The sequence below is a fragment of the Variovorax sp. 38R genome, assembly GCF_014843395.1.
Taxonomy (GTDB): domain Bacteria; phylum Pseudomonadota; class Gammaproteobacteria; order Burkholderiales; family Burkholderiaceae_C; genus Variovorax; species Variovorax paradoxus_H.
Map to the genome: position 1 here is coordinate 2,278,139 of NZ_CP062121.1, position 19,341 is coordinate 2,297,479.

Annotated in this window: 19 protein-coding genes; 9 read left to right on the top strand and 10 right to left on the bottom strand. The window is 68.0% G+C overall.

The window, feature by feature from the left end:
* Positions 1-14 precede the first annotated feature (14 nt).
* The 3 genes from mobB to IG196_RS10260 are packed head-to-tail and all read left to right on the top strand — an operon-like array spanning position 15 to position 2,102.
* Positions 15-560, top strand: coding sequence for a molybdopterin-guanine dinucleotide biosynthesis protein B (mobB, locus tag IG196_RS10250; RefSeq protein ID WP_192196047.1), 546 nt, complete (start codon positions 15-17; stop codon positions 558-560).
* Positions 553-1,842, top strand: coding sequence for a gephyrin-like molybdotransferase Glp (gene glp, locus IG196_RS10255; RefSeq protein ID WP_192196048.1), 1,290 nt, complete (start codon positions 553-555; stop codon positions 1,840-1,842). The genes mobB and glp overlap by 8 nt, the downstream gene beginning before the upstream one ends.
* An 8-nt stretch (positions 1,843-1,850) precedes the next feature.
* Entirely contained in the window at positions 1,851-2,102 is a 252-nt protein-coding gene (locus IG196_RS10260) for a MoaD/ThiS family protein (protein ID WP_095950773.1), read from the top strand.
* On the opposite strand, the gene dapA is transcribed toward IG196_RS10260, so the two are convergent.
* A complete protein-coding gene (dapA, locus tag IG196_RS10265; RefSeq protein ID WP_192196049.1) occupies positions 2,089-2,985 on the bottom strand; it encodes a 4-hydroxy-tetrahydrodipicolinate synthase in 897 nt (298 codons plus the stop codon). The two genes, IG196_RS10260 and dapA, sit on opposite strands and share 14 nt — an antisense overlap.
* Positions 2,986-3,224: 239 nt before the next feature.
* Positions 3,225-4,250 carry a hypothetical protein gene (locus tag IG196_RS10270; RefSeq protein ID WP_192196050.1) on the bottom strand — a complete coding sequence of 342 codons (1,026 nt, stop codon included), beginning with the start codon at positions 4,248-4,250 and terminating at the stop codon, positions 3,225-3,227.
* Between the two features lie 36 nt (positions 4,251-4,286).
* Here IG196_RS10270 and IG196_RS10275 point away from each other — a divergent pair, with 36 nt between their 5' ends.
* The gene (locus tag IG196_RS10275; RefSeq protein WP_192196051.1) at positions 4,287-4,772 is read left to right on the top strand and encodes a molybdenum cofactor biosynthesis protein MoaE; all 486 of its coding nucleotides are present in this window, start codon (positions 4,287-4,289) and stop codon (positions 4,770-4,772) included.
* Between the two features lie 25 nt (positions 4,773-4,797).
* On the opposite strand, the gene IG196_RS10280 is transcribed toward IG196_RS10275, so the two are convergent.
* Positions 4,798-5,634 (bottom strand): acid phosphatase, encoded by an 837-nt coding sequence (locus IG196_RS10280; protein ID WP_192196052.1) that lies wholly within the window; start codon positions 5,632-5,634, stop codon positions 4,798-4,800.
* 107 nt (positions 5,635-5,741) lie between these two features.
* Entirely contained in the window at positions 5,742-6,734 is a 993-nt protein-coding gene (locus IG196_RS10285; RefSeq protein WP_153285051.1) for a Bug family tripartite tricarboxylate transporter substrate binding protein, read from the bottom strand.
* A gap of 145 nt (positions 6,735-6,879) precedes the next feature.
* Here IG196_RS10285 and clpB point away from each other — a divergent pair, with 145 nt between their 5' ends.
* Both clpB and IG196_RS10295 read left to right on the top strand, forming a co-directional pair.
* Complete coding sequence (gene clpB / locus IG196_RS10290) at positions 6,880-9,501, top strand: ATP-dependent chaperone ClpB (RefSeq protein ID WP_192196053.1); 2,622 nt, start codon at positions 6,880-6,882, stop codon at positions 9,499-9,501.
* Positions 9,502-9,510: 9 nt separating this feature from the next.
* Positions 9,511-9,840, top strand: a complete 330-nt coding sequence (locus tag IG196_RS10295; RefSeq protein WP_223301262.1) for a hypothetical protein — start codon at positions 9,511-9,513, stop codon at positions 9,838-9,840.
* 19 nt (positions 9,841-9,859) lie between these two features.
* Here the strand turns inward: IG196_RS10295 and IG196_RS10300 are convergent, their stop codons facing one another.
* The 6 genes from IG196_RS10300 to IG196_RS10325 are packed head-to-tail and all read right to left on the bottom strand — an operon-like array spanning position 9,860 to position 16,485.
* On the bottom strand, positions 9,860-11,686 hold the full coding sequence (locus tag IG196_RS10300; RefSeq protein WP_192196054.1) for an AMP-dependent synthetase/ligase: 1,827 nt from the start codon (positions 11,684-11,686) through the stop codon (positions 9,860-9,862).
* Positions 11,683-12,516, bottom strand: coding sequence for an ABC transporter ATP-binding protein (locus IG196_RS10305; RefSeq protein ID WP_192196055.1), 834 nt, complete (start codon positions 12,514-12,516; stop codon positions 11,683-11,685). Before IG196_RS10305 ends, IG196_RS10300 begins: the two co-directional genes overlap by 4 nt.
* Positions 12,517-12,524: 8 nt before the next feature.
* Positions 12,525-13,712: an ABC transporter substrate-binding protein gene (locus IG196_RS10310; protein WP_192196056.1), complete on the bottom strand. Its 1,188-nt coding sequence runs from the start codon at positions 13,710-13,712 to the stop codon at positions 12,525-12,527.
* A 15-nt stretch (positions 13,713-13,727) separates the two neighbouring features.
* Complete coding sequence (locus IG196_RS10315; RefSeq protein ID WP_192196057.1) at positions 13,728-14,765, bottom strand: branched-chain amino acid ABC transporter permease; 1,038 nt, start codon at positions 14,763-14,765, stop codon at positions 13,728-13,730.
* Positions 14,766-14,767: 2 nt separating this feature from the next.
* Positions 14,768-15,646: a branched-chain amino acid ABC transporter permease gene (locus IG196_RS10320; RefSeq protein WP_056583166.1), complete on the bottom strand. Its 879-nt coding sequence runs from the start codon at positions 15,644-15,646 to the stop codon at positions 14,768-14,770.
* Entirely contained in the window at positions 15,646-16,485 is an 840-nt protein-coding gene (locus tag IG196_RS10325) for an ABC transporter ATP-binding protein (RefSeq protein ID WP_192196058.1), read from the bottom strand. The genes IG196_RS10320 and IG196_RS10325 overlap by 1 nt, the downstream gene beginning before the upstream one ends.
* Before the next feature lie 168 nt (positions 16,486-16,653).
* Here IG196_RS10325 and IG196_RS10330 point away from each other — a divergent pair, with 168 nt between their 5' ends.
* The 3 genes from IG196_RS10330 to IG196_RS10340 are packed head-to-tail and all read left to right on the top strand — an operon-like array spanning position 16,654 to position 19,334.
* Positions 16,654-17,316 carry a TetR/AcrR family transcriptional regulator gene (locus IG196_RS10330; RefSeq protein ID WP_318646647.1) on the top strand — a complete coding sequence of 221 codons (663 nt, stop codon included), beginning with the start codon at positions 16,654-16,656 and terminating at the stop codon, positions 17,314-17,316.
* Positions 17,313-18,107, top strand: coding sequence for an enoyl-CoA hydratase/isomerase family protein (locus tag IG196_RS10335; protein WP_192196060.1), 795 nt, complete (start codon positions 17,313-17,315; stop codon positions 18,105-18,107). Before IG196_RS10330 ends, IG196_RS10335 begins: the two co-directional genes overlap by 4 nt.
* A 42-nt stretch (positions 18,108-18,149) precedes the next feature.
* On the top strand, positions 18,150-19,334 hold the full coding sequence (locus IG196_RS10340) for an acetyl-CoA C-acyltransferase family protein (protein ID WP_192196061.1): 1,185 nt from the start codon (positions 18,150-18,152) through the stop codon (positions 19,332-19,334).
* The last annotated feature ends 7 nt before the right edge of the window (positions 19,335-19,341 follow it).

The following is a 19,341-nucleotide window of genomic DNA, read 5'->3' on the forward strand; positions in this document are numbered from 1 at the left end:
CGGGCGGCCACGGCATGAAGGTCGTCGGCTTCGCCGGTTACTCCGGCGCAGGCAAGACCACGCTGGTGGAGCGCCTGATTCCCGTGCTGAAGCAGCGCGGCCTGCGCGTGTCTGTGGTGAAGCACGCGCACCACCGCTTCGACATCGACCATGCCGGAAAGGACACTTGGCGCCACCGGCAGGCCGGGGCCTTCGAGGTGGTCGTGGCGTCCGACCAGCGGCTCGCGCTGATGCGCGAGTTCGAGGTGCCCGCCGATCTCACGGTGCATCAGCTGCTCGCCGAGTTGCACCCGGCGGTCGACTGGGTGCTGGTCGAGGGCTTCCGGCACAGCGACGTGCACAAGATCGAGGTCTGGCGCCCGAGCGGCGACGGCGAGGCGCCGCGCTCCGCGCTGTACATCGACGACCCTTTCGTCACCGCCATCGCCACCGATGCGCCGGCCGGCCTGCCTGAGCCGACGGTGCGCCCGGTGCTCGACCTCAACGACGCCGAGGCCATTGCGGCGTGGTTGATCGACAGCGGCGAACGCTTCGACTACAACCCCGAACACCATGGCTGACTCTTCTCCCATTCCCTTCGCCGCCTCGTCCTCGCGCCCGCCGCTGATGCCGCTTGATGAAGCGATCGCGGCGCTGCTTGCGAAGGTGCAGTCGGTGCTGACGGCCGAAAGCGTCGGCACCTTCGACGCCGACGGGCGCGTGCTGGCGCAGGACCTCGTCTCGGGCCTCACCGTGCCGCCGCGCGACAACAGCGCGATGGACGGCTATGCCGTGCGCGCGGCCGATTGCGCCACGCCCGGCACCGAACTGACCGTGACGCAGCGCATCCCCGCAGGCACCGTCGGCACGCCGCTCGCGGCCGGCACGGCGGCGCGCATCTTCACGGGTGCGCAGATTCCAGAGGGTGCCGACGCGGTCGTCATGCAGGAAGACACGACCGCCACGCCGCAAGAGGGCGGCCTGGGCTCGGTGCGCATCGCCATCGCGCCCGTGGCCGGCCAGTGGGTGCGCCGCGCGGGCGAAGACGTGGCCTCGGGCGATGTGGTGCTCAAGCGCGGCGAACGCCTCACGCCCGCTGCGCTCGGCCTCGCCGCCAGCGTCGGCTTCGACACGCTGCAGGTCGCGCGCAAGCCGCGCGTGGCCATGCTCTCCACCGGCGACGAGCTGGTGATGCCCGGCGAGGTCGCGCCCGACGCGATGAAGCCCGGCGCGATCTACAACTCGAACCGCTTCTTCATGCGCGCGCTGCTGCACCGCCTGGGCTGCGAGGTGAACGACCTGGGCATCGTGCCCGACAACCGCGAAGCCACCATCGCCGCGCTGCGCGATGCGGCCGAAAGCAGCGACCTGATCATCACGACCGGCGGTGTCTCGGTCGGCGAAGAAGACCACATCCGCGCCGCGCTGCAGTCGCTCGGCGAGCTGCAGCTGTGGTCGCTGTCGATGAAGCCCGGCAAGCCCTTCGCCTACGGTTCCATCGCACGTCGCAACGGGCAGGGCGCATGCCATGTCACGGGGCTGCCCGGCAACCCGGTGTCGAGCTTCCTGACCTTCCTGATGTTGGTGCGGCCCTTCCTGCTCACGCTGCAGGGCGCCACGCGCGTTGCGCCCGAGGCCGTGCCGCTGCGCGCCGACTTCGACTGGCTGCGCGCCGACAAGCGCCGCGAGTTCCTGCGCGTACGGCGCAACGCGGCGGGCGGGCTCGACCTGTTCGCCAACCAGAGTTCGGGTGTGCTCACCTCGATGGTCTGGGGCGATGGCCTGGTCGACAACCCGGCGGGCCGGACCATCAAGACCGGCGACACCGTGAACTTCATTCCCCTCGCATCGCTGCTCGGCTGAGTTTGCCCATGAAAGTCCGCATCCGTTATTTCGCCTCGGTGCGCGAGGCACTGTCCAACAGCGGCGAAACCGTCGACACGCAGGCCGGTACGCTCGCGGCCCTGCGCGACGAACTCATCGCCCGTGGCGGCGCCTATGCCACCGCGCTCGCACGCGGCAAGGCCGTGCGCATGGCACTCGACCAGGCCATGAGCGACGAAGCCGCCGCGCTGAGCGACGACTGCGAAGTCGCGTTCTTCCCGCCCGTCACGGGCGGCTGAGCTTTGCGTCCAGCGCCACGAGGCGCTCGCGCAGGCCCTCCGACGCGCGCGTCATCGGCGAGCGCAGCTCGTCACGCAGTTCGCCCGCATGCGCCAGCAGCGCCTTCAGCGGGCCAGGGTTCGGTTCGGCAAACAGCATCTCCAGCAGCGGTTGCAGCGGTTGCCATTCGGCGCGCGCTTCGGCCAGCCGGTTCTCGGCCAGCAGGCGCACCAGCCGCACGAGGCGCTTCGTCTGCACATGGCCGCTGGCCGCGATGGCGCCCACGCCGCCTTCGGCCATGGTGGCGAAGATCTGGTGGTCTTCTCCCGTGAGCACCTGCAGCCGGCCGTCGGCGATCACCGCGCGCGTCTTGGCCATGTCGCCGCCGCAGTCCTTGATGCCGCGGATGCGCGGGTGTTCGGCCAGCGTCAGCAGCGTCTCGCGTGCGATGGTCACGCCGGTGCGGTAGGGGATGTCGTAGACCAGCACGGGTACCGTGCTGGCATCGGCGATGGCGTGGAACCATTCGACGACACCGGCCTGTGATGGGCGGATGTAATGCGGCGCGGACACCAGCAGGCCCGCCAGCGGACGTTCCGAGAGCTTGCGCACCCAGGCCGTGGCCTTGCCCAAGTGGTAGCCCGACATGCCCATGACGACCGGCAGTCCGCCCGCGGCTGTCAGCACGGTGTCGAGCACGGCGAGCTGTTCGGCCTCGTCGAGCGCGGCGGCCTCGCCGGTCGAGCCGCAGGGCACGAAGCCGGTCACGCCGTCGTCGGCAAGCCGCCGGACGAGCGCCGCCAGGGCGGTGTGGTCGACCGCGCCATCGCGGAACGGGGTGACGAGGGCGACCCAGAGGCCCGAAAAATCAGGGGTGTCGACGGTTGGTTGTTGTTGTGGCACGCAGGCTTCCTTTCAGGAATCGACCGATGGAAAGAACCACCGTCCGATGCGCGCGCAACCCGAGAGGGGCCAAAGCCTTGGCAGGGTTCCGTCGCTCATCCGACGACGGAACCTCGGCTCCGGTCAGACGAGCTTTGGTTTTTTGGCTTTGCTGCCTTGGCGCGCGCGTGCCTGGCCTTCGAACGAAGGCGAGAGGCGGAGGGGCGTGCGGCGCGAAGGCATGGGCTGCATTGTCGCGCCTAGGCCGGCGGTGCGGCGGCGCTGCGTTGCAGGCTCACGACACGGCCGCCATCGGCCGCGCGGGCGTTGCCCAGGAACTCGACCGTGACCTGGTTGCCCAGTTGCGCGTCGGTCTTGAGGTCGAGCGCGCCGAACAGCTGGCCATCGACCCGGAACCATTGCACCTCGGCCGTGTGCTTGCCCTGTGGCACCTGGGCCGTGAGGATTTCGGTGACCGGTCCGCTCACCGCGTGCAGGTGCGTGAACCGGCGCGCGCGCAGCAACTGCGGCAGCACGCCGACCGCGAACACCAGCGCGCAGATGGCGGCCGCGTACCCCGCCATGAAGAGGCCGAAGCCCGCGCGAAAGCCGTCGGCCCACGCCGTTCCGATCGCCAGGACCGCGCCGCCCGCCAGCACAAAGCCCATGAAGCGGCGGTCCGAGCGCCCGGCGCGCCGGCGGTCGCGCGCGGTGGCCGGCCGCTCGCTGCGCGTGGCCTGGCGCGCCATCGGGTAGCGCGTGCGCAGCAGCAGGTGCACGGCGCTGTTGCGCGCCACGCATTCGATTTCGACGGGCGCCTGCGCCAGGTGCCGCACCGCCGTCAGCGGTCGGCCCACGGCGTGGCTGCGGGGGGCGTCCAGGCCCAGCACCGGCACGACGTCGATGTGGAACTGGCCGTCGACCGTGTAGCGCAGCGCGCCGCCGGGCAGGGCGGCCACGTGGTCCACGGTGCCGGTCACGGTGAACTTGCTGTTCTTCGCCAGGGCCTCGCGGGTGGCCTGAGCCAGGCGCTTGTCGATCCGCGCCCGATGGGTGAACAGCCACACGCCCAGCAGCAAGGTGACCAGCGCCGCTGCGTTCATCGCCAGGGCCAGGCCCGGCGGGGCGCCGGGCAGCCGCCCGATCACCACGAAGACGAGGGCGCAGCCCGCCAGCAGCACGGCCAGTACTGCCAGGCCGGCGGCCGGGGTGCGCGAGGCAAGGTCGACACGCCGCAGCATCTCGACATCGTCGGGTGTCAAAGGCTGCGACGTGGGGGCCGGCATCGGCGCAGTGTAGGGCGGCAGTGCCACAATTTGGGCATGTCTTCGCTCCCTCGCGTTTCCATCCAGACGGCCGACTTCGACGCCGGTGCCGAGATCGCCGCCCTGCGCGCGGCCGACGCGCGCGTCGGCGCCGTCTGCAGCTTCATCGGCACCGTGCGTGACCGCAACGATGGCAGCACCATCGCGTCGATGGAGCTGGAGCACTACCCCGGCATGACAGAGAAGGCCATCGAGGCCATGATCGACGAAGCCCACAAACGCTTCGACATCCTCGGCGCACGCGTGATCCACCGCGTGGGGCTGCTGCAGCCGCTCGACCAGATCATGATGGTGGCGGTGGTGTCCGCCCACCGCGGCCACAGCTTCCAGGCCTGCGAGTTCCTGATGGACTACCTGAAGACGCAGGCGCCGTTCTGGAAGAAAGAGCAGACGCCCGAGGGCGCGCGCTGGGTCGATGCCCGCGTGACCGACGACGAGGCGCTGGCGCGCTGGGGCATCGCGGCGTCGAACAGCGCCACCTGAGCGGCGCGTTCGACGCGTTCGAGACTTACGGCGCGATCAGCGCCGAGGTCGCCAGTGCCTTGGCTTCCGCACTGCAATCCTGAGCGGGTACGGTACCCGCCGCGCGTGCCTTCGCAATCTCCGACCGGGCGCCCGCCATCTGCGCCTGGAACACCGGGTTCGTGTGCAGCTTCGCCACGGTCGCCGCGCCGACCAGCCGGCCGTTCTCGATGTCGCTCTGCCAGTGCACGCCGCAGATCGCGCGGCTCTGGGAGAAGGCGCGTCCGCGCTGCAGCAGCGCATCGGCGCGTTCGGGCGCGAGTTCCGTCAGCACCAGAGCCCAGGCCCAGCCCAGGGCTGCGTGGCCCGAGGGGTAGGAGCCGTCCTTGGCCAGAAAGGCTTCTTCGGCGGGCGTGCAGCTGCCGGTCTTGAACGCGACGAAGGGGCGTGTGCGGTTGTAGGTGTTCTTGGCCTTGTAGGTGGCCGAGCCGGCATCGGCCAGCGTGCGGCGCAGCAGCATGTTCAGGTGCGGCGTGGCTTGCTCGGAAATGGGCATGCCCAGCGCGCACGAGAACACCTCGGCGGCCTTCGGAAACTTGAGGTTGGCGTCCTGCACCGCCAGTGCGCCGCGTGGCGTGCCCTGCAGGGCCGTGAGCGCGCGGAAGGTGGCGCCGTCGGCTGCCAGTGCGGCCGAGCCCTCGGCCGGAGGCGCCGGCAGCAGGGCGAGGCTGTCGGGCAGCTCGGCGGTGGGCAGGTAACCCTTGAGGTAGCCCGAGCCCGGGCGCAATTCGCCGACTTCGGCGGGGGAAATGGGGGCGGTGCTGCCGCAGGCGCCGAGCAGGAGCGCGGCCGCCAGCGAGGCGGCGAGGGTCGTGAATTGCATGAGGGATGTGTCTCCGGCTTTGTTTTTTGAAAGGTGAGGTCCCATCGTAGAGGGACCCCGCCGGGCCGGAATATCACCCAGGTGACGGCCGTGTCAGGCCGCGCGGGTCAGGGCTTGAAGCCGCTCGCCTGGATGATCTTTTCCCAGGTCTGCGTGTAGCTGCGCACGCGGCCCGCGAACTGGCCTTGGGGCTCGTAGCCGACCGTGAGGCCCATGGTGGTGAGCTTCTGCTTCACGTCGGGCATGGCCAGCACCTTCTGCAGCGCATCGCCGTACTTGTCGATGACGGCCTGCGGCGTGCCCACCGGCGCGAAGATGCCGTAGTAGGGCAGGTCTTCGAGGTTCGCAAAGCCCAGCTCGGTGAAGGTCGGCACGTTCGGCAGCAGCGCCTGGCGCTTGGCACCGATGGACGCCACGATGCGCACCTTGCCCGCGCGGTGGTTCTCGATGAAGTCCGGCACCGAGGCGATGCCCGCCGTGATCTGGTTGCCCAGCATGTCGGCCGTCATGGGCGCGCTGCCGCGGTACGGTGCGGGCTGCACGTCGATCTTGTACTTGTCCGAGATCATCTTCACGAGGAACTCGGGGATCGACGCCGGCGCCGGCACGCCGATGGTCTCCTTGCCGCCCTTTTGCGTGCGGATCCACTTCACGTACTCGTCGATGCTCTTGGCCGGCGTGCCGCCCGACACCGCCAGCACGTTGGCAAAGGTGGCAAAGCCGGCCACGGGCACGAAGTCGGTCGCGGGGTTGAAGCCCGGGTTCTTCACCACCTGCGGCAGGATCGAAATGGAGTGGTCATGCGACAGGAACAGCGTGTGGCCGTCGGCCGGTGCGGCCTTCAGCGCCTGCGCCGCAATCTGGCCGCCCGCACCCGCGCGGTTCTCGACCACCACGGGCACGCCCAACACGTCCTTGAGCTTTTCGCCCAGGGTGCGCGCAATCGCGTCGGTGCCCGCGCCGGCGGGAAAGCCCACCAGGATGCGCACCGGCGTGCCGCTCTGGGCTTGTGCCAGCCCGGCCATGCCCAGGGCAGCCGCCAAGAGACCCACGCTGAACGCGCGGCGCATCGGCTGGACGCGCTGCATTGAAAAAACCATGATCGACTCCATTCGAGATAAAGAGAGAAATGCCTGTGGCAGGACGGTGCGGGGCCCGGTGCAATACCCGTGCCCAGGGTGCAAATCCGATTCACAACCTTGAATCGTGCCCGAACAGCCCTATTTTGGATGCAGGAATACCACCATGCGACAAGACAAACTCACCACCAAATTTCAGGAAGCACTGAGCGACGCCCAGACGCTGGCGCTCGGTAACGACAACGCCTACATCGAACCGGCCCACCTGCTGGTCGCGATGCTGCGCCAGGACGACGGCCCGCGTGCCCTGCTGGAGCGTGCCGGCGTCAACGTGCCCGGGCTGCTGCCGGCGGCCGAGGGCGCCATCAAGAAACTGCCCCAGGTGCAGGGCCACGACATCGTGCAGGTCGGCCCCGAGCTGGGCAAGCTGCTGCAGGCGACCGAGAAGGAAGCCATCAAGCGCAATGACCAGTTCATTGCGGGCGAACTCTTTCTGCTCGCCGTGGCCGACAGCAAGGCCGACATCGGCAAGCTGGCCAAGGAGAACGGCCTGAGCCGCAAGTCGCTCGAATCGGCCATCGAGGCCGTGCGCGGCGGGCAGGGCGTGAACAGCGCCGATGCCGAAGGCCAGCGCGAAGCCCTCAAGAAATACTGCATGGACCTCACCGAGCGCGCCCGCCTGGGCAAGCTCGATCCGGTCATCGGCCGCGACGAAGAAATCCGCCGCGCCATCCAGGTGCTGCAACGCCGCACCAAGAACAACCCCGTGCTCATCGGCGAACCCGGCGTGGGCAAGACCGCCATCGTCGAAGGCCTGGCGCAGCGCATCGTCGCGGGCGAAGTGCCCGAGTCGCTCAAGGGCAAACGTGTGCTGTCGCTCGACATGGCCGCGTTGCTCGCGGGCGCCAAGTTCCGCGGCGAGTTCGAAGAGCGCCTGAAGACCGTGCTCAACGAACTCGCGAAGGACGAAGGCCAGACCATCGTCTTCATCGACGAGCTGCACACCATGGTCGGCGCAGGCAAGGCCGAAGGCGCCATGGACGCGGGCAACATGCTCAAGCCCGCGCTCGCGCGCGGCGAGCTGCACTGCGTGGGCGCCACCACGCTTGACGAATACCGCAAGTACATCGAGAAAGATGCCGCGCTGGAGCGCCGCTTCCAGAAGATCATCGTGGGCGAGCCCACCGTGGAGGCCACCATCGCCATCCTGCGCGGCCTGCAGGAAAAATACGAAGTGCACCACGGCGTGCAGATCACCGACCCGGCCATCGTGGCCGCGGCCGAATTGAGCGACCGCTACATCACCGATCGCTTCCTGCCCGACAAGGCCATCGACCTGATCGACGAAGCCGCGGCCAAGATCAAGATCGAGATGGACTCCAAGCCCGAGGTCATGGACCGCCTCGACCGTCGCCTCATCCAGCTGCAGATCGAGCGCGAAGCCGTGCGCCGCGAAAAGGACGAAGCCTCGCAGAAGCGCTTCGGCCTCATCGAGGACGAGATCGCCAAGCTGCAAAAGGAAATCGCCGACTACGACGAGATCTGGCAGGCCGAGAAGGCTCAGGCCCAGGGCAGCGCGCACGTGCGCGAAGACATCGACAAGATCAAGTTCCAGATCGAAGAGTGGAAGCGCAAGGGCGACTTCAACAAGGTCGCCGAGCTGCAATACGGTCAGCTGCCTGCTCTCGAGAAGCGTCTGAAGGAAGCCGAAGAGAGCGAAGCGAACAAGGGCAAGTCGAGCGCGCCCACGCTGCTGCGCACGCAAGTCGGCGCGGAAGAAATCGCCGAGGTCGTGGCACGCGCCACCGGCATTCCGGTCGCCAAGCTGATGCAGGGCGAGCGCGACAAGCTGCTCGTCATGGAAGACAAGCTGCACGAGCGCGTGGTCGGCCAGGACGAGGCCATCGGTGCCGTCGCCAATGCCATCCGCCGTTCGCGCTCGGGCCTGTCTGACCCGAACCGTCCCACGGGTTCGTTCCTGTTCCTCGGCCCCACGGGCGTGGGCAAGACCGAGCTGTGCAAGGCGCTCGCGGGCTTCCTGTTCGACAGCGAAGACCACCTGATCCGCATCGACATGAGCGAGTTCATGGAGAAGCACTCGGTCGCCCGCCTCATCGGCGCGCCGCCGGGCTACGTGGGCTATGAAGAGGGTGGCTACCTCACGGAAGCCGTGCGCCGCAAGCCCTACAGCGTGGTGCTGCTCGACGAGGTCGAGAAGGCCCATCCCGACGTGTTCAACGTGCTGCTGCAGGTGCTCGACGATGGCCGCCTCACGGACGGCCAGGGCCGCACCGTGGACTTCAAGAACACCGTCATCGTGATGACCAGCAACATCGGCTCGCCGATCATCCAGGCGATGGTGGGCCAGCCGAGCGAGGACATCAAGGAAGCGGTGTGGGACGAGCTGAAGAACTACTTCCGCCCCGAGTTCCTGAACCGCATCGACGAGACGGTCGTGTTCCACGCGCTCGACGCGAAGAACATCGAGTCGATCGCCGCGATCCAGCTCAAGGTGCTCAAGGCACGTCTGGCGAAGATGGACCTGGGCCTGGAGGTGTCGCCCGCGGCGCTGGCCGAAATCGCCAAGGTCGGCTTCGACCCGGTGTTCGGTGCGCGTCCGCTCAAGCGCGCCATCCAGCAGCGCATCGAGAACCCGCTCTCGCGGCTTTTGCTCGACGGCAGCTTCGTGCCGAAGGACACGATCGAGGTCGAAACCGACCCGATCCAGTCGCCGGGCCAGTTCTCGTTCCGCAAGGGCGGGGAACCAACGGCGGCTGCATCGGCCTAAAGTCGGATGATGAACTTCATTCTTCGCGTCATTCTTCTGCTCCTGGGGCTGGTCTTCGCGGCCAGCCTGGCCGTGGCGGCCCTGCTGCTGGCGGCGGTGTGGGGTGTGCGCTACGCCTGGGGGCGTCTCACGGGCAAGCCCGTGACGCCCTGGGTCATGCGTTTCAACCCCCGCTCGGGCTTCGACCGATTTCGCCATGCGGCACAGCAGCCGGCCGAGCCGACGGCGGCCGACGTGGTCAGCGCCCGTGCGCGCGGCGAGTCGGTGCGCAGCCCGGTCGTGCTGGGCCCGGCCGACGATGTGACCGATGTGCGGGCCCGCCCCGTGCGCGGCGACTGAGCCTCGCTCTTTTCTTCGATCAGGCGCTGTACAGCGCCTCGATCTCGTCGGCGTAAGACTTGTAGATGCTGGAGCGCCGCACCTTCATGGTGGCGGTGACTTCACCGTCGTCATGGTCCAACTCTTTGGTGAGCAGATGAAAACGTCTGATCTGCGACACCTGCGCCAGCTTCCCATTGCCGCGAGCCACTTCGGCCTCGATCAGCGCGCGCACCTTGGGTTCTTCCACCAGCGAGCGAAAGTGCGTGAAGGGCAGGCGTTGGGCCTCGGCCCATTTGCCGACCGTCTCGTAGTCGATCTGAAGCAGCGCGCCGACGAACTTGCGGCCGTCCGCCACCACGATGCATTCCTTGATGAAGGGGCTGCCCTTCATGGTGTTCTCGATCTCCGAAGGCGTGAGGTTCTTGCCGCCGGCGGTGATCATGATGTCCTTCAGCCGATCGACGATGCGCAGCTGGCCACCGGCTTCTTCGCGCACCACGTCGCCCGTGTGCAGCCATCCATCGCGGATCGATGAGGCCGTGGCTTCGGGGTTCTTGTAGTAGCCCTCGAACACCATGTCGCCACGCACCAGCAGCTCGCCCGCTTCGCCCACGCGGTGCTCGGTGCCTTGCGTGGGCGGGCCGACGGTGCCGATGGTCACGGCGTCGGCGCGGTGGCCAGAAACCATGCCGGTCGATTCGGTGAGCCCATACACCTCGACCAGCGGCACGCCCAGCGTGCGAAAGAAGCGCACCACGTCCGCGGGAATCGGCGCCGCGCCCGTGAGCGCAATGCGCGCGCGGCGCAGGCCGATGAAGTTCTGCAGCGCGCGCAGCACGGTCCAGTAGGCAAGGGCGAAGCGGCCGCGTTCGGCCAGCGTCCAGGCGCTGCGTGGCTTCTCGGCCAGCGGCGCGCAGGCCTCGATGGCCTTGCGGAACAGCGCGCGCTGCAAGCCGCCGGCTTCCTGCATCTTGATGCTGATGCCCGCATGGAGCTTTTCCCAGATGCGCGGCACGCCGAGGAACATGGTGGGCGCGACCTCGCGCAGGTCTTCCTGCACGGTGCGGATCGATTCACCGAAGTTGACCTGCGAGCCCAGGTACAGCGGCACGAAGGCCGTGAGCATCTGCTCGGCCACGTGGCACAGCGGCAGGTACGACAGGTGCGTGGTGCTGCCGTCGAGCCCGAGCCGCTCGACGATGCCGGGCACGACGCCGCGGATGTTGCGGTACGAAATCATCGCGCCCTTGGGCTTGCCGGTGGAGCCCGAGGTGTAGATCATCAAGCCGATGTCGGCGAGTGTCTGGCGCTGCAGCGCGGCATCGATGAGCGTGGTGCCGTCACGTGCCAGCACCTCGGCGCCGGCCTGCTCGACTTCCGCAAAGGTCGCGATGCGCTCGCGCACCTCGGGCGGGTAGCTCGCCAGGCCCTTGGTCTCGATCACGATGATCTTGCGCAGGTGCGGCAGCTGGTCGATGGCGTCGAGCACCTTGTCGGTCTGCTCCTGGTCCTCGCAGACGATCACTTCGATGTCGGCATGGCCGACCACGTAGGCGACCTCGTTGCTCGGGCTGGTGGGGTACACGCCGACGGTCACGGCGCCGATGAGCCCCGCGCCCATCTGCGCGAGCAGCCATTCGACGCGGTTCTCGGAAATGACGCCCAGGTGCCCGCCGGGCGCGAGGCCCATCGCATGCAGGCCCAGGCCGAAACGGCTGGCGCGTTGCAGGTAGCCGGCCCAGTCCAGCGGATGCCAGATGCCGAAGTCCTTCTGCCGGATCGCGATGCGCTGCGGCTGCAAGCGCGCCTGCTCGCGCAGCATCTGCGGCAGCGTGAGCGAGGGAAGAGAGGGCGCGTCGGTCATGAGAGCCAGCGCTTGCGGCGCTTGTAGTGCTTCAGCTCGCGGAAGCTACGCGATTCGCCGCTGCCGCCCACGCCGAGGTAGAACTCGCGCACGTCGGGGTCGGCCGCGAGGCGTTCGGCGCTGCCGTCGATCACGACCTTGCCGCTTTCCATGATGTAGCCCGTGTGCGCAATGGCCAGTGCCACGCTGGCGTTCTGCTCCACCAGCAGCATCGAGGTGCCACGCTCGGCATTGATGCGCGCGATGATCGTGAAGATGTCTTCCACCAGCTTGGGCGACAGGCCCAGCGAGGGCTCATCGAGCAGTATCAATTGAGGCTGCGCGACCAGCGCGCGTCCGATGGCGAGCATCTGCTGCTCGCCGCCCGAGAGATAGCCCGCAAGGCCCTTGCGGCGTTCGTGCAGGCGAGGGAAGTAGGCATAAACGTCGTCGAAGTTGCGCGACGCAGGCGCAGCGCCCGTGCGGCCCGTCAACGCGTAGGTCGCGGCGACCAGGTTCTCCTCGACCGTGAGGTCTTCGAACACGCGCCGGCCTTCCATCACATGGCTCAGGCCGCGCCGCACCAGCTGCTGCGGCGCGAGCCGCTCGGTCGGTGCGCCGTCGAACACGATGCGCCCGGCCTCGACCTCGCCGTCTTCCAGCGCGAGCAGGCCCGACACCGCCTTCAGCGTGGTCGACTTGCCCGCGCCGTTGCTGCCCAGCAGCGCCACGATCTGTCCGCGCGGCACGGCCAGCGACAGGCCGCGCAGCACCTGCACGACCTTGTTGTAGACCACCTCGATGTTGTTGACCTCCAGAACGAGGTCGGGCGGTGCCGCGCGCGCGTCCATCGTGTCGGTCAGTTCAGTGCGATCCAGTCCGACGCCGGCACCATCTTCTGGGCCTTCATGTCGGCCTTGTAGACGCGGCCCACGGGAATCGAGTTGCCCTTGATGGTGATCGGCGTGCCGATGATCCCGCCGGTGTCGAAGTCCTTGATGGTGTTCAGTGCGGCCTTCAGGTTCTTGCCGTCCAGCGGCTTGCCGGCGTCGAGCGTGCGCTTGGCAGCCTCGGTGAACAGCATCGCCGTGAGGAAGCCCTGCGTGTAGGCCGTGCTCTGGTACTCGGGACGCAGCGCGCGGATCTTGTCGAGCATCGGCGCCTTGACCGTGGTGTCGTAGTAGTAGCGGTAGGGCATGACGCCCATGAAGCCGTCGCCGCCTTCGCCCATCTTCATGACGGTGGAGCTGTCCATGGTCCAGAAGGTGCCCATCCACTTGCTGGTCATGCCCATCTGCTTGCCCTGCTGCACGAACTCGGGAATGGGCGCCAGGATGTAGCCGTGGAAGATCGTGTAGTCGGGTGCGGCGCGGCGCAGCTTGATGACCTCGGTCGACACGTCGACGCTGCCCGCGGGCGTCATGAGCTTCACCGGCACGCTGAGGCCCAGCTTCTTCGCGGCAGCTTCGCTAGCCTCGATGGGGTCGCGGCCGAACTCGGAGTCGGAGTACACGAAGGCCACCTTTGCGCCCGGCTTTTCCTTGGCGATGTGGCGCAGCAGGATGCCGATCTGCTCGGTGTAGTCGGGGCCGACCAGGAACTGGTTCGGGTACTTGGCCGGGTCGTTGAGCTCGGTCGCGAACGAGGCGCCCGCCATCAGGATCTGGCCGCCGCGGTCGAGCTCGGGGTTGATGGTCTTCGAGAAGCCGGTGGAGTCGCCGTAGTAGAGGTTGACCTTGTTCTGGCTCGTGATCTTCTTGAAGGCCGCCACCGACACGTCGACCTTGTAGCCCGTGTCTTCCGGCACGTAGCGCAGCTTGCGGCCCTTGATGCCGCCCGCGTCGTTGACGATCTTCACGTAGTCGGCGATGCCGGCGTTGATGCCCACGCCCGCGAAGGCGAACACGCCGGTCATCGGAATCGAGCCGCCGATGACGATGTCTTCGTTGGCTTGCGCGTGCGCTGCGAAGGGCACGGTGGCGGCCAGGCCGGCTGCGAGCAGCAGGGCGCGGCGCTGGTGAGAAGGCTTCTTCGTTGTCTTGGGCATGTGTGTCTCCTGGTTCTAGTTACGGAACGGCCATAGGTGAAAGAAGCGGCGTATGCGCCGCCACACTTCTGCGAGCCCGTGCGGCTCGAACACCAGAAATCCGACGATGAGCAGGCCGAAGACGACGGTGCGCACCGGCGAGAGGAACACGGTCATCTCGACACCGCCCGGCAGCAGGTCGACCACCAGCTTGAGCAGCTCGGGCACCATGGTCATGAACACGGCGCCGAAGATGCCGCCCAGGATGGTGCCCATGCCGCCGACGATGATGGCGGCCAGGAAGAAGATCGACATCAGCAGCGGAAAGCTCTCGGGCGTGACCACGCGAAAGAAGTACGCCCACAGCCCGCCCGCCACGCCCGCATAGAACGACGACAGTCCGAACGACAGCAGCTTGTAGCGCAGCAGCGGAATGCCCAGCACCTCGGCCGAGATGTCGCGGTCACGGATGGCGATGAAGGCGCGGCCCACGCGCGTGCGGAACAGGTTGGCCGCGCCGAGCACCATGAGCACCATCACGGGAACGATCACCCAGTAGAGGCGGAACGAGGTGTCCAGCGGCAGGCCGAAGAGCTGCGCGGGCGGCAACGAGATGCCCGTGGTGCCGCCCGTGAGCTTGAGGTTGGCGAACAGGAAGTGCGTGATGAACGAGGCCGCGATGGTCGCGATGGCCAGGTACAGGCCCTTCACGCGCAGCGACGGAATGCCGACGACGAGCCCGCCGAGCATGGCGACCACGCCGCCCGCGAGGATGTTCAGCAGAAAGGGCGTGCCCAGCCGCGTCTGCATGATCGCGACGGTGTACGCGCCCAGGCCCATGAACGCGGCCTGGCCCAGGCTCACGAGGCCCGTGTAGCCCGTGAGGATGTTCAGCCCCGTGGCGCTCGCGACGTTGATGGCCACGAGGCACGCGAGGTAAAGCCAGTAGTCGCTGGCCGTGAAGGGGAACAGCACGAGCAGCGCGACGCCGACCGCGAGCCACACCTTTTGCGTGCGCGAATCGAACAACGCCGCGTCGGCGGTGTAGCTTTGCTTGAGGGTGCCGATGCGCATGGCTAGAGTCTCTCGATCTCGTGCGTGCCGAAGAGGCCGTACGGCCGCACCATCAGCACGAACACCAGCACGATGAAGGTGGCGAGCAGCTTGTATTCGCCGCCGAGGTAGGAGCCGGCCAGTGCTTCGATCAGCCCGATGAGCACGCCGCCGACCAGCGCGCCCAGCACGCTGTCGAGCCCGCCGACGATCACCACCACCAGCACCGACAGCCCGAACACGCCCATCGACGACGAGATGCCGCCGATGGCGCCGACGATGATGCCGGCCACCGCCGCGATCATGGACGAGGCCACCCAGGCCAGCGAGAACACGCGCGGCACGTGGATGCCCATCGAGTACGCCGCGGCCTGGTCCGAGGCCGTGGCCCGCAGTGCCACGCCGCCGCGCCAGAAGCGGAACAGCAGCAGCACCAGCCCGATCAGCACCACCGCGATCAGCGCGCCATAAGCGATCTTCGGCGCCAGGAAGGCCTCGCCGACCATCACGGGCGTGTTGGGCAGGAACTCGGGCAGGCGGCGCTGGTCGGCGGTCCAGATGATCTCGACCAGCCCGACGAGGATCGACGCCAGCCCCACCGTCACCATGAACACCGAGATCGGCGGCTCGCCCAGCAGCGGGCGGATCATGGTGCGCTCGATCACCGCGCCCAGCAGGCCGGTGCCGATCACCGAGCCGAGCACCGCCATCCAGATCGGCAGCGAGAAGCTCGCCGCGAAGGTGAAGAACAGGTAGGCGCCGACCATCAGCATCTCGCCGATGGCGATGTTGACCACGCGCGTCGCCTTGTAGACCAGCACGAAGGCCAGCGCCGCGAGCGCATACAGGCCACCGCCGGCGATGCCGGTGAGCGCGATCTCGAAGAGGTAGGCCCAATCCATCAGGCGGCTCCCACGGCAGCTTCGCCGCGCAGTCGGCGACGCAACTCGCCGACATCGCCCGCGCCGAGGTACGCGCGAATCACTTCCGGATCGGCCTGCACCTGCGCCGGCGTGCCTTGCGCAATGACCTGGCCGAAGTTGAGCACCACCACGTGGTCCGACAGGTCCATCACCATGCCCATGTCGTGCTCGACCATCAGCACCGTGATGCCCCACTCGCGCCGAACGTCGAGGATGAAGCGCGCCATCTCTTCGGTCTCCTCGCGGTTCATGCCGGCCACGGGCTCGTCGAGCATCAGCACCTTGGGCTGCATGGCGAGCGCGCGCGCCATCTCGACGCGCTTCTGCAGGCCGTAGGGCAGGGCCGCCACCGAGGCGTGGCGGATGTGGTCGATCTCGAGGAAATCGATGATGCGTTCTTCGACGTCGCGGCGCAGCTCGGCCTCTTCGCGGCGCGCGCGGCCCAGGTAGAAGAGGGCGTCGAACACGTTGGTCTTCAGGTGGGTATGGCGGCCGAGCTTGATGTTGTCGAGCACGGTCATGCCGCGGAACAGCGCGATGTTCTGGAAGCTGCGCGCCAGGCCCAGCGCGGCGCGCCTGGGGGCGGGCAGGCGAGTGATGTCGGCGCCTTCGAACAGCACGCGGCCCTGCGAGGGCTTGTAGAAGCCCGAGATGGTGTTGAACAGCGAGGTCTTGCCCGCGCCGTTGGGCCCGATCACCGCGGTGATGGAGCCGGGCGCGACGCTGAAGCCGACGTGGGTGAGCGCTTTCACGCCGCCGAATGCCAGCGTCAACGCCTCGGCCTGCAGCACCGGGGCCGTGGCGGAAGGTGCGGACATGGAGGGTTCCCGTCGGGTCTCGTCAGGCATGGCTAAGGGGCGCGCCGCAAGGTCAGGGTTTGTGTCCAGCAGCGAAATGCTACTGGCCCGTAAAATTCCTACTGGTCGGTAATGTCTGTGTTCGCCGCAGGTCGCGGCATCGGGACTTTCCCCGCCCGCACAAACCCCATGCCCCGTTCTTCCGCCGTTCCAGCCTCAGCGCCCCCCTCTCCGTGGGAGCCCGCCGACCGCCGCGCGCAGCAGCGCGAGGTCAAGCGCATGGCCGTGTTGCGCACGGCCGCCCAGCTCTTCAACGAGCGCGGCTTCCACGCGACCTCGCTCGACGACATTGCCGAGCGGCTCAACGTGAGCAAGCCCACGCTGTACTACTACATCGAGAACAAGGACCAGATCCTGCTCGAGTGCGTGAAGATGGCACTCGACCTCATGCAGACCGGCATCGGCGAGGTGCGCGCCGCGGGCGGCAGCGCCATCGACCAGCTCAAGGCCTGCATGCGCATCTACTCGGGCGTGGTCACGCAGGACTTCGGCATGTGCGTGATCCGCATCGGCGAAGACCCGTTGCCCGATCCACTCAAGAAAGAACTGCGCCGCCTCAAGGCCGGCATCGACGGGCACTTCCGTCGGCTGATCGAGGAGGGCGTGGCCGAAGGCGCGCTGGCGCCCTGCGACCCGAAGATGGCCGCCTTCATGCTGGCCGGCGCGCTGAGCTGGATCGGCCGCTGGTACCGCCCCGACGGCGACCTCACGCCCGACCAGATCGCCGACCAGGGCATCGAGCTGCTGCTCAACGGCGTGCTGCAGCGCGCCCCGACGAAAGCCAAGACATGACAACCCCAGAGACTCCTTCTTCCCCACTGCTGGTGAGCCGCGAAGGCGCGGTGGCCACGCTGCGCTTCAACCGGCCGGCCGCGCTCAATGCCATCGACGTGCCGATGGCCACTGCTTTCCTCGCCGCCGCGCGCACGCTGGCTGCTGACAAGGGCGTGCGCGCCGTGCTGCTGAGCGGCGCGGGCAAGGGCTTCATGGCCGGCGGCGACCTCGGCGTGCTGAGCGCCGACCCGAAGCAGGGCGCGGCCGACCTCATCGGCCCGCTGCACGAGGCGCTGACGGTGCTCGACGCCATGGACGCACCGCTGGTCGCGCAGGTGCACGGCGTGGCGGCCGGTGCCGGCCTGAGCCTGATGCTGCAGGCCGACTTCGTGCTCGCGGCCGAAGGCACGCGCTTCAACCTGGCCTACGTGAACATCGGCACCAGCTGCGACGTCGGTGCCTCGTGGGCGCTGCCGCGCCTCGTCGGCATGCGCCGCGCGCTCGAGATCGCGATGCTCGGCGACACCTACGACACCGCCGCGGCCGAACGCATGGGCCTCATCAACCGCGTGGTGCCCGCGGCCGAGCTTGAATCCGAAGCCATGGCCCTCGCACAGCGGCTGGCCAAGGGCCCGACCGTGGCGCTCGGCAACCTGCGCCGGCTGATGCGCGGCTCGCTCGACCGCGACCTCGCGAGCCAGCTCGATGCCGAGTCGGCCGCGTTCCAGTCGTGCGCCGCCACCGACGATTTCCGCATCGGCCTCGATGCCTTTTTCGGCAAGAAGCCCGCGGCCTTCACCGGCCGCTGAAGAATTCCGCTTTTCATTTTTTCAATCCAGGAGACCCATCCCATGACCCAACGCGACATCTTCGTGGTCGGCACCGCCCGCACCGCCATCGGCACCTTCGGCGGTGCACTGAAAGACGTGCCCAACACGCAACTGGCCACCACCGCCGTCAAGGCCGCCATCGAACGCAGCGGCGTGGCCGCCGATGCCATCGGCCATGTGGTCATGGGCAACGTGATTCCCACCGATGTGAAGGACGCGTACCTGAGCCGCGTGGCTGCGATCGATGCGGGCTGCCCGATCGAGACGCCGGCCTTCAACGTGAACCGCCTGTGCGGCTCCGGCCTGCAGGCCATCGTGTCGGCGGCGCAAGCGATTGCGCTGGGCGACTGCGACATCGCCATCGGCGGCGGCTCCGAATCGATGAGCCGCGGCCCGTACTTCGACACCTCGGCCCGCTATGGCGCACGCATGGGCGACGCGGTGCTGGTCGACTACATGCTGGGCATCCTGCACGACCCGTGGGAGAAGATCCACATGGGCATCACCGCCGAGAACGTGGCCGCGCGCTACGGCATCACGCGCGAGCAGATGGACGAACTGGCCGTGACCAGCCAGCAGCGCGCCGCCGCCGCCATTGCCGCGGGCCGCTTCAAGGATCAGATCGTTCCGGTCGAAGTGAAGACGCGCAAGGGCGTCGTGCTGTTCGACACCGACGAGCACGTGCGCACCGACACCACCATCGACACGCTCGGGAAGATGAAGCCTGCGTTCAAGAAGGACGGCCTCGTCACCGCCGGCAATGCGTCGGGCATCAATGACGGCGCCGCCGCCGTCGTGCTCGCCGAAGGTGGCCGTGTGAAGGCGCTAGGCCTGAAGCCGCTCGCGCGTCTGGTCGGCTACGCACACGCCGGCGTTGAGCCCGCGTACATGGGCATCGGCCCGGTGCCGGCCACGCGCAAGGTGCTGGAGCGCACGGGCCTGAAGGTGAGCGACTTCGACGTGATCGAGTCGAACGAAGCCTTCGCCGCACAAGCCTGCGCCGTCATCAAGGAGCTCGGCTTCGACCCCGCCAAGGTGAACCCGAATGGCTCGGGCATTTCGCTGGGCCACCCGGTGGGCGCGACCGGCGCGATCATCACGACGAAGGCGATCGCCGAGCTGCACCGCACGGGCGGCCGCTACGCGCTCGTCACGATGTGCATCGGCGGCGGCCAAGGCATTGCCGCCGTGTTTGAACGCGTTTGAAGGCACA

Coding starts and splice junctions, on each gene's coding strand:
- mobB (WP_192196047.1), top strand. CDS start 15: ATGAAGGTCGTCGGCTTCGCCGGTTACTCCGGCGCAGGCAAGACCACG.
- IG196_RS10335 (WP_192196060.1), top strand. CDS start 17,313: ATGACAACCCCAGAGACTCCTTCTTCCCCACTGCTGGTGAGCCGCGAA.
- IG196_RS10300 (WP_192196054.1), bottom strand. CDS start 11,686: ATGACCGACGCGCCCTCTCTTCCCTCGCTCACGCTGCCGCAGATGCTG.
- IG196_RS10325 (WP_192196058.1), bottom strand. CDS start 16,485: ATGTCCGCACCTTCCGCCACGGCCCCGGTGCTGCAGGCCGAGGCGTTG.
- IG196_RS10310 (WP_192196056.1), bottom strand. CDS start 13,712: ATGCCCAAGACAACGAAGAAGCCTTCTCACCAGCGCCGCGCCCTGCTG.
- IG196_RS10275 (WP_192196051.1), top strand. CDS start 4,287: ATGTCTTCGCTCCCTCGCGTTTCCATCCAGACGGCCGACTTCGACGCC.
- IG196_RS10285 (WP_153285051.1), bottom strand. CDS start 6,734: ATGGTTTTTTCAATGCAGCGCGTCCAGCCGATGCGCCGCGCGTTCAGC.
- clpB (WP_192196053.1), top strand. CDS start 6,880: ATGCGACAAGACAAACTCACCACCAAATTTCAGGAAGCACTGAGCGAC.
- IG196_RS10280 (WP_192196052.1), bottom strand. CDS start 5,634: ATGCAATTCACGACCCTCGCCGCCTCGCTGGCGGCCGCGCTCCTGCTC.
- IG196_RS10295 (WP_223301262.1), top strand. CDS start 9,511: ATGAACTTCATTCTTCGCGTCATTCTTCTGCTCCTGGGGCTGGTCTTC.
- IG196_RS10315 (WP_192196057.1), bottom strand. CDS start 14,765: ATGCGCATCGGCACCCTCAAGCAAAGCTACACCGCCGACGCGGCGTTG.
- IG196_RS10260 (WP_095950773.1), top strand. CDS start 1,851: ATGAAAGTCCGCATCCGTTATTTCGCCTCGGTGCGCGAGGCACTGTCC.
- IG196_RS10320 (WP_056583166.1), bottom strand. CDS start 15,646: ATGGATTGGGCCTACCTCTTCGAGATCGCGCTCACCGGCATCGCCGGC.
- IG196_RS10305 (WP_192196055.1), bottom strand. CDS start 12,516: ATGGACGCGCGCGCGGCACCGCCCGACCTCGTTCTGGAGGTCAACAAC.
- IG196_RS10330 (WP_318646647.1), top strand. CDS start 16,654: ATGCCCCGTTCTTCCGCCGTTCCAGCCTCAGCGCCCCCCTCTCCGTGG.
- glp (WP_192196048.1), top strand. CDS start 553: ATGGCTGACTCTTCTCCCATTCCCTTCGCCGCCTCGTCCTCGCGCCCG.
- IG196_RS10340 (WP_192196061.1), top strand. CDS start 18,150: ATGACCCAACGCGACATCTTCGTGGTCGGCACCGCCCGCACCGCCATC.
- IG196_RS10270 (WP_192196050.1), bottom strand. CDS start 4,250: ATGCCGGCCCCCACGTCGCAGCCTTTGACACCCGACGATGTCGAGATG.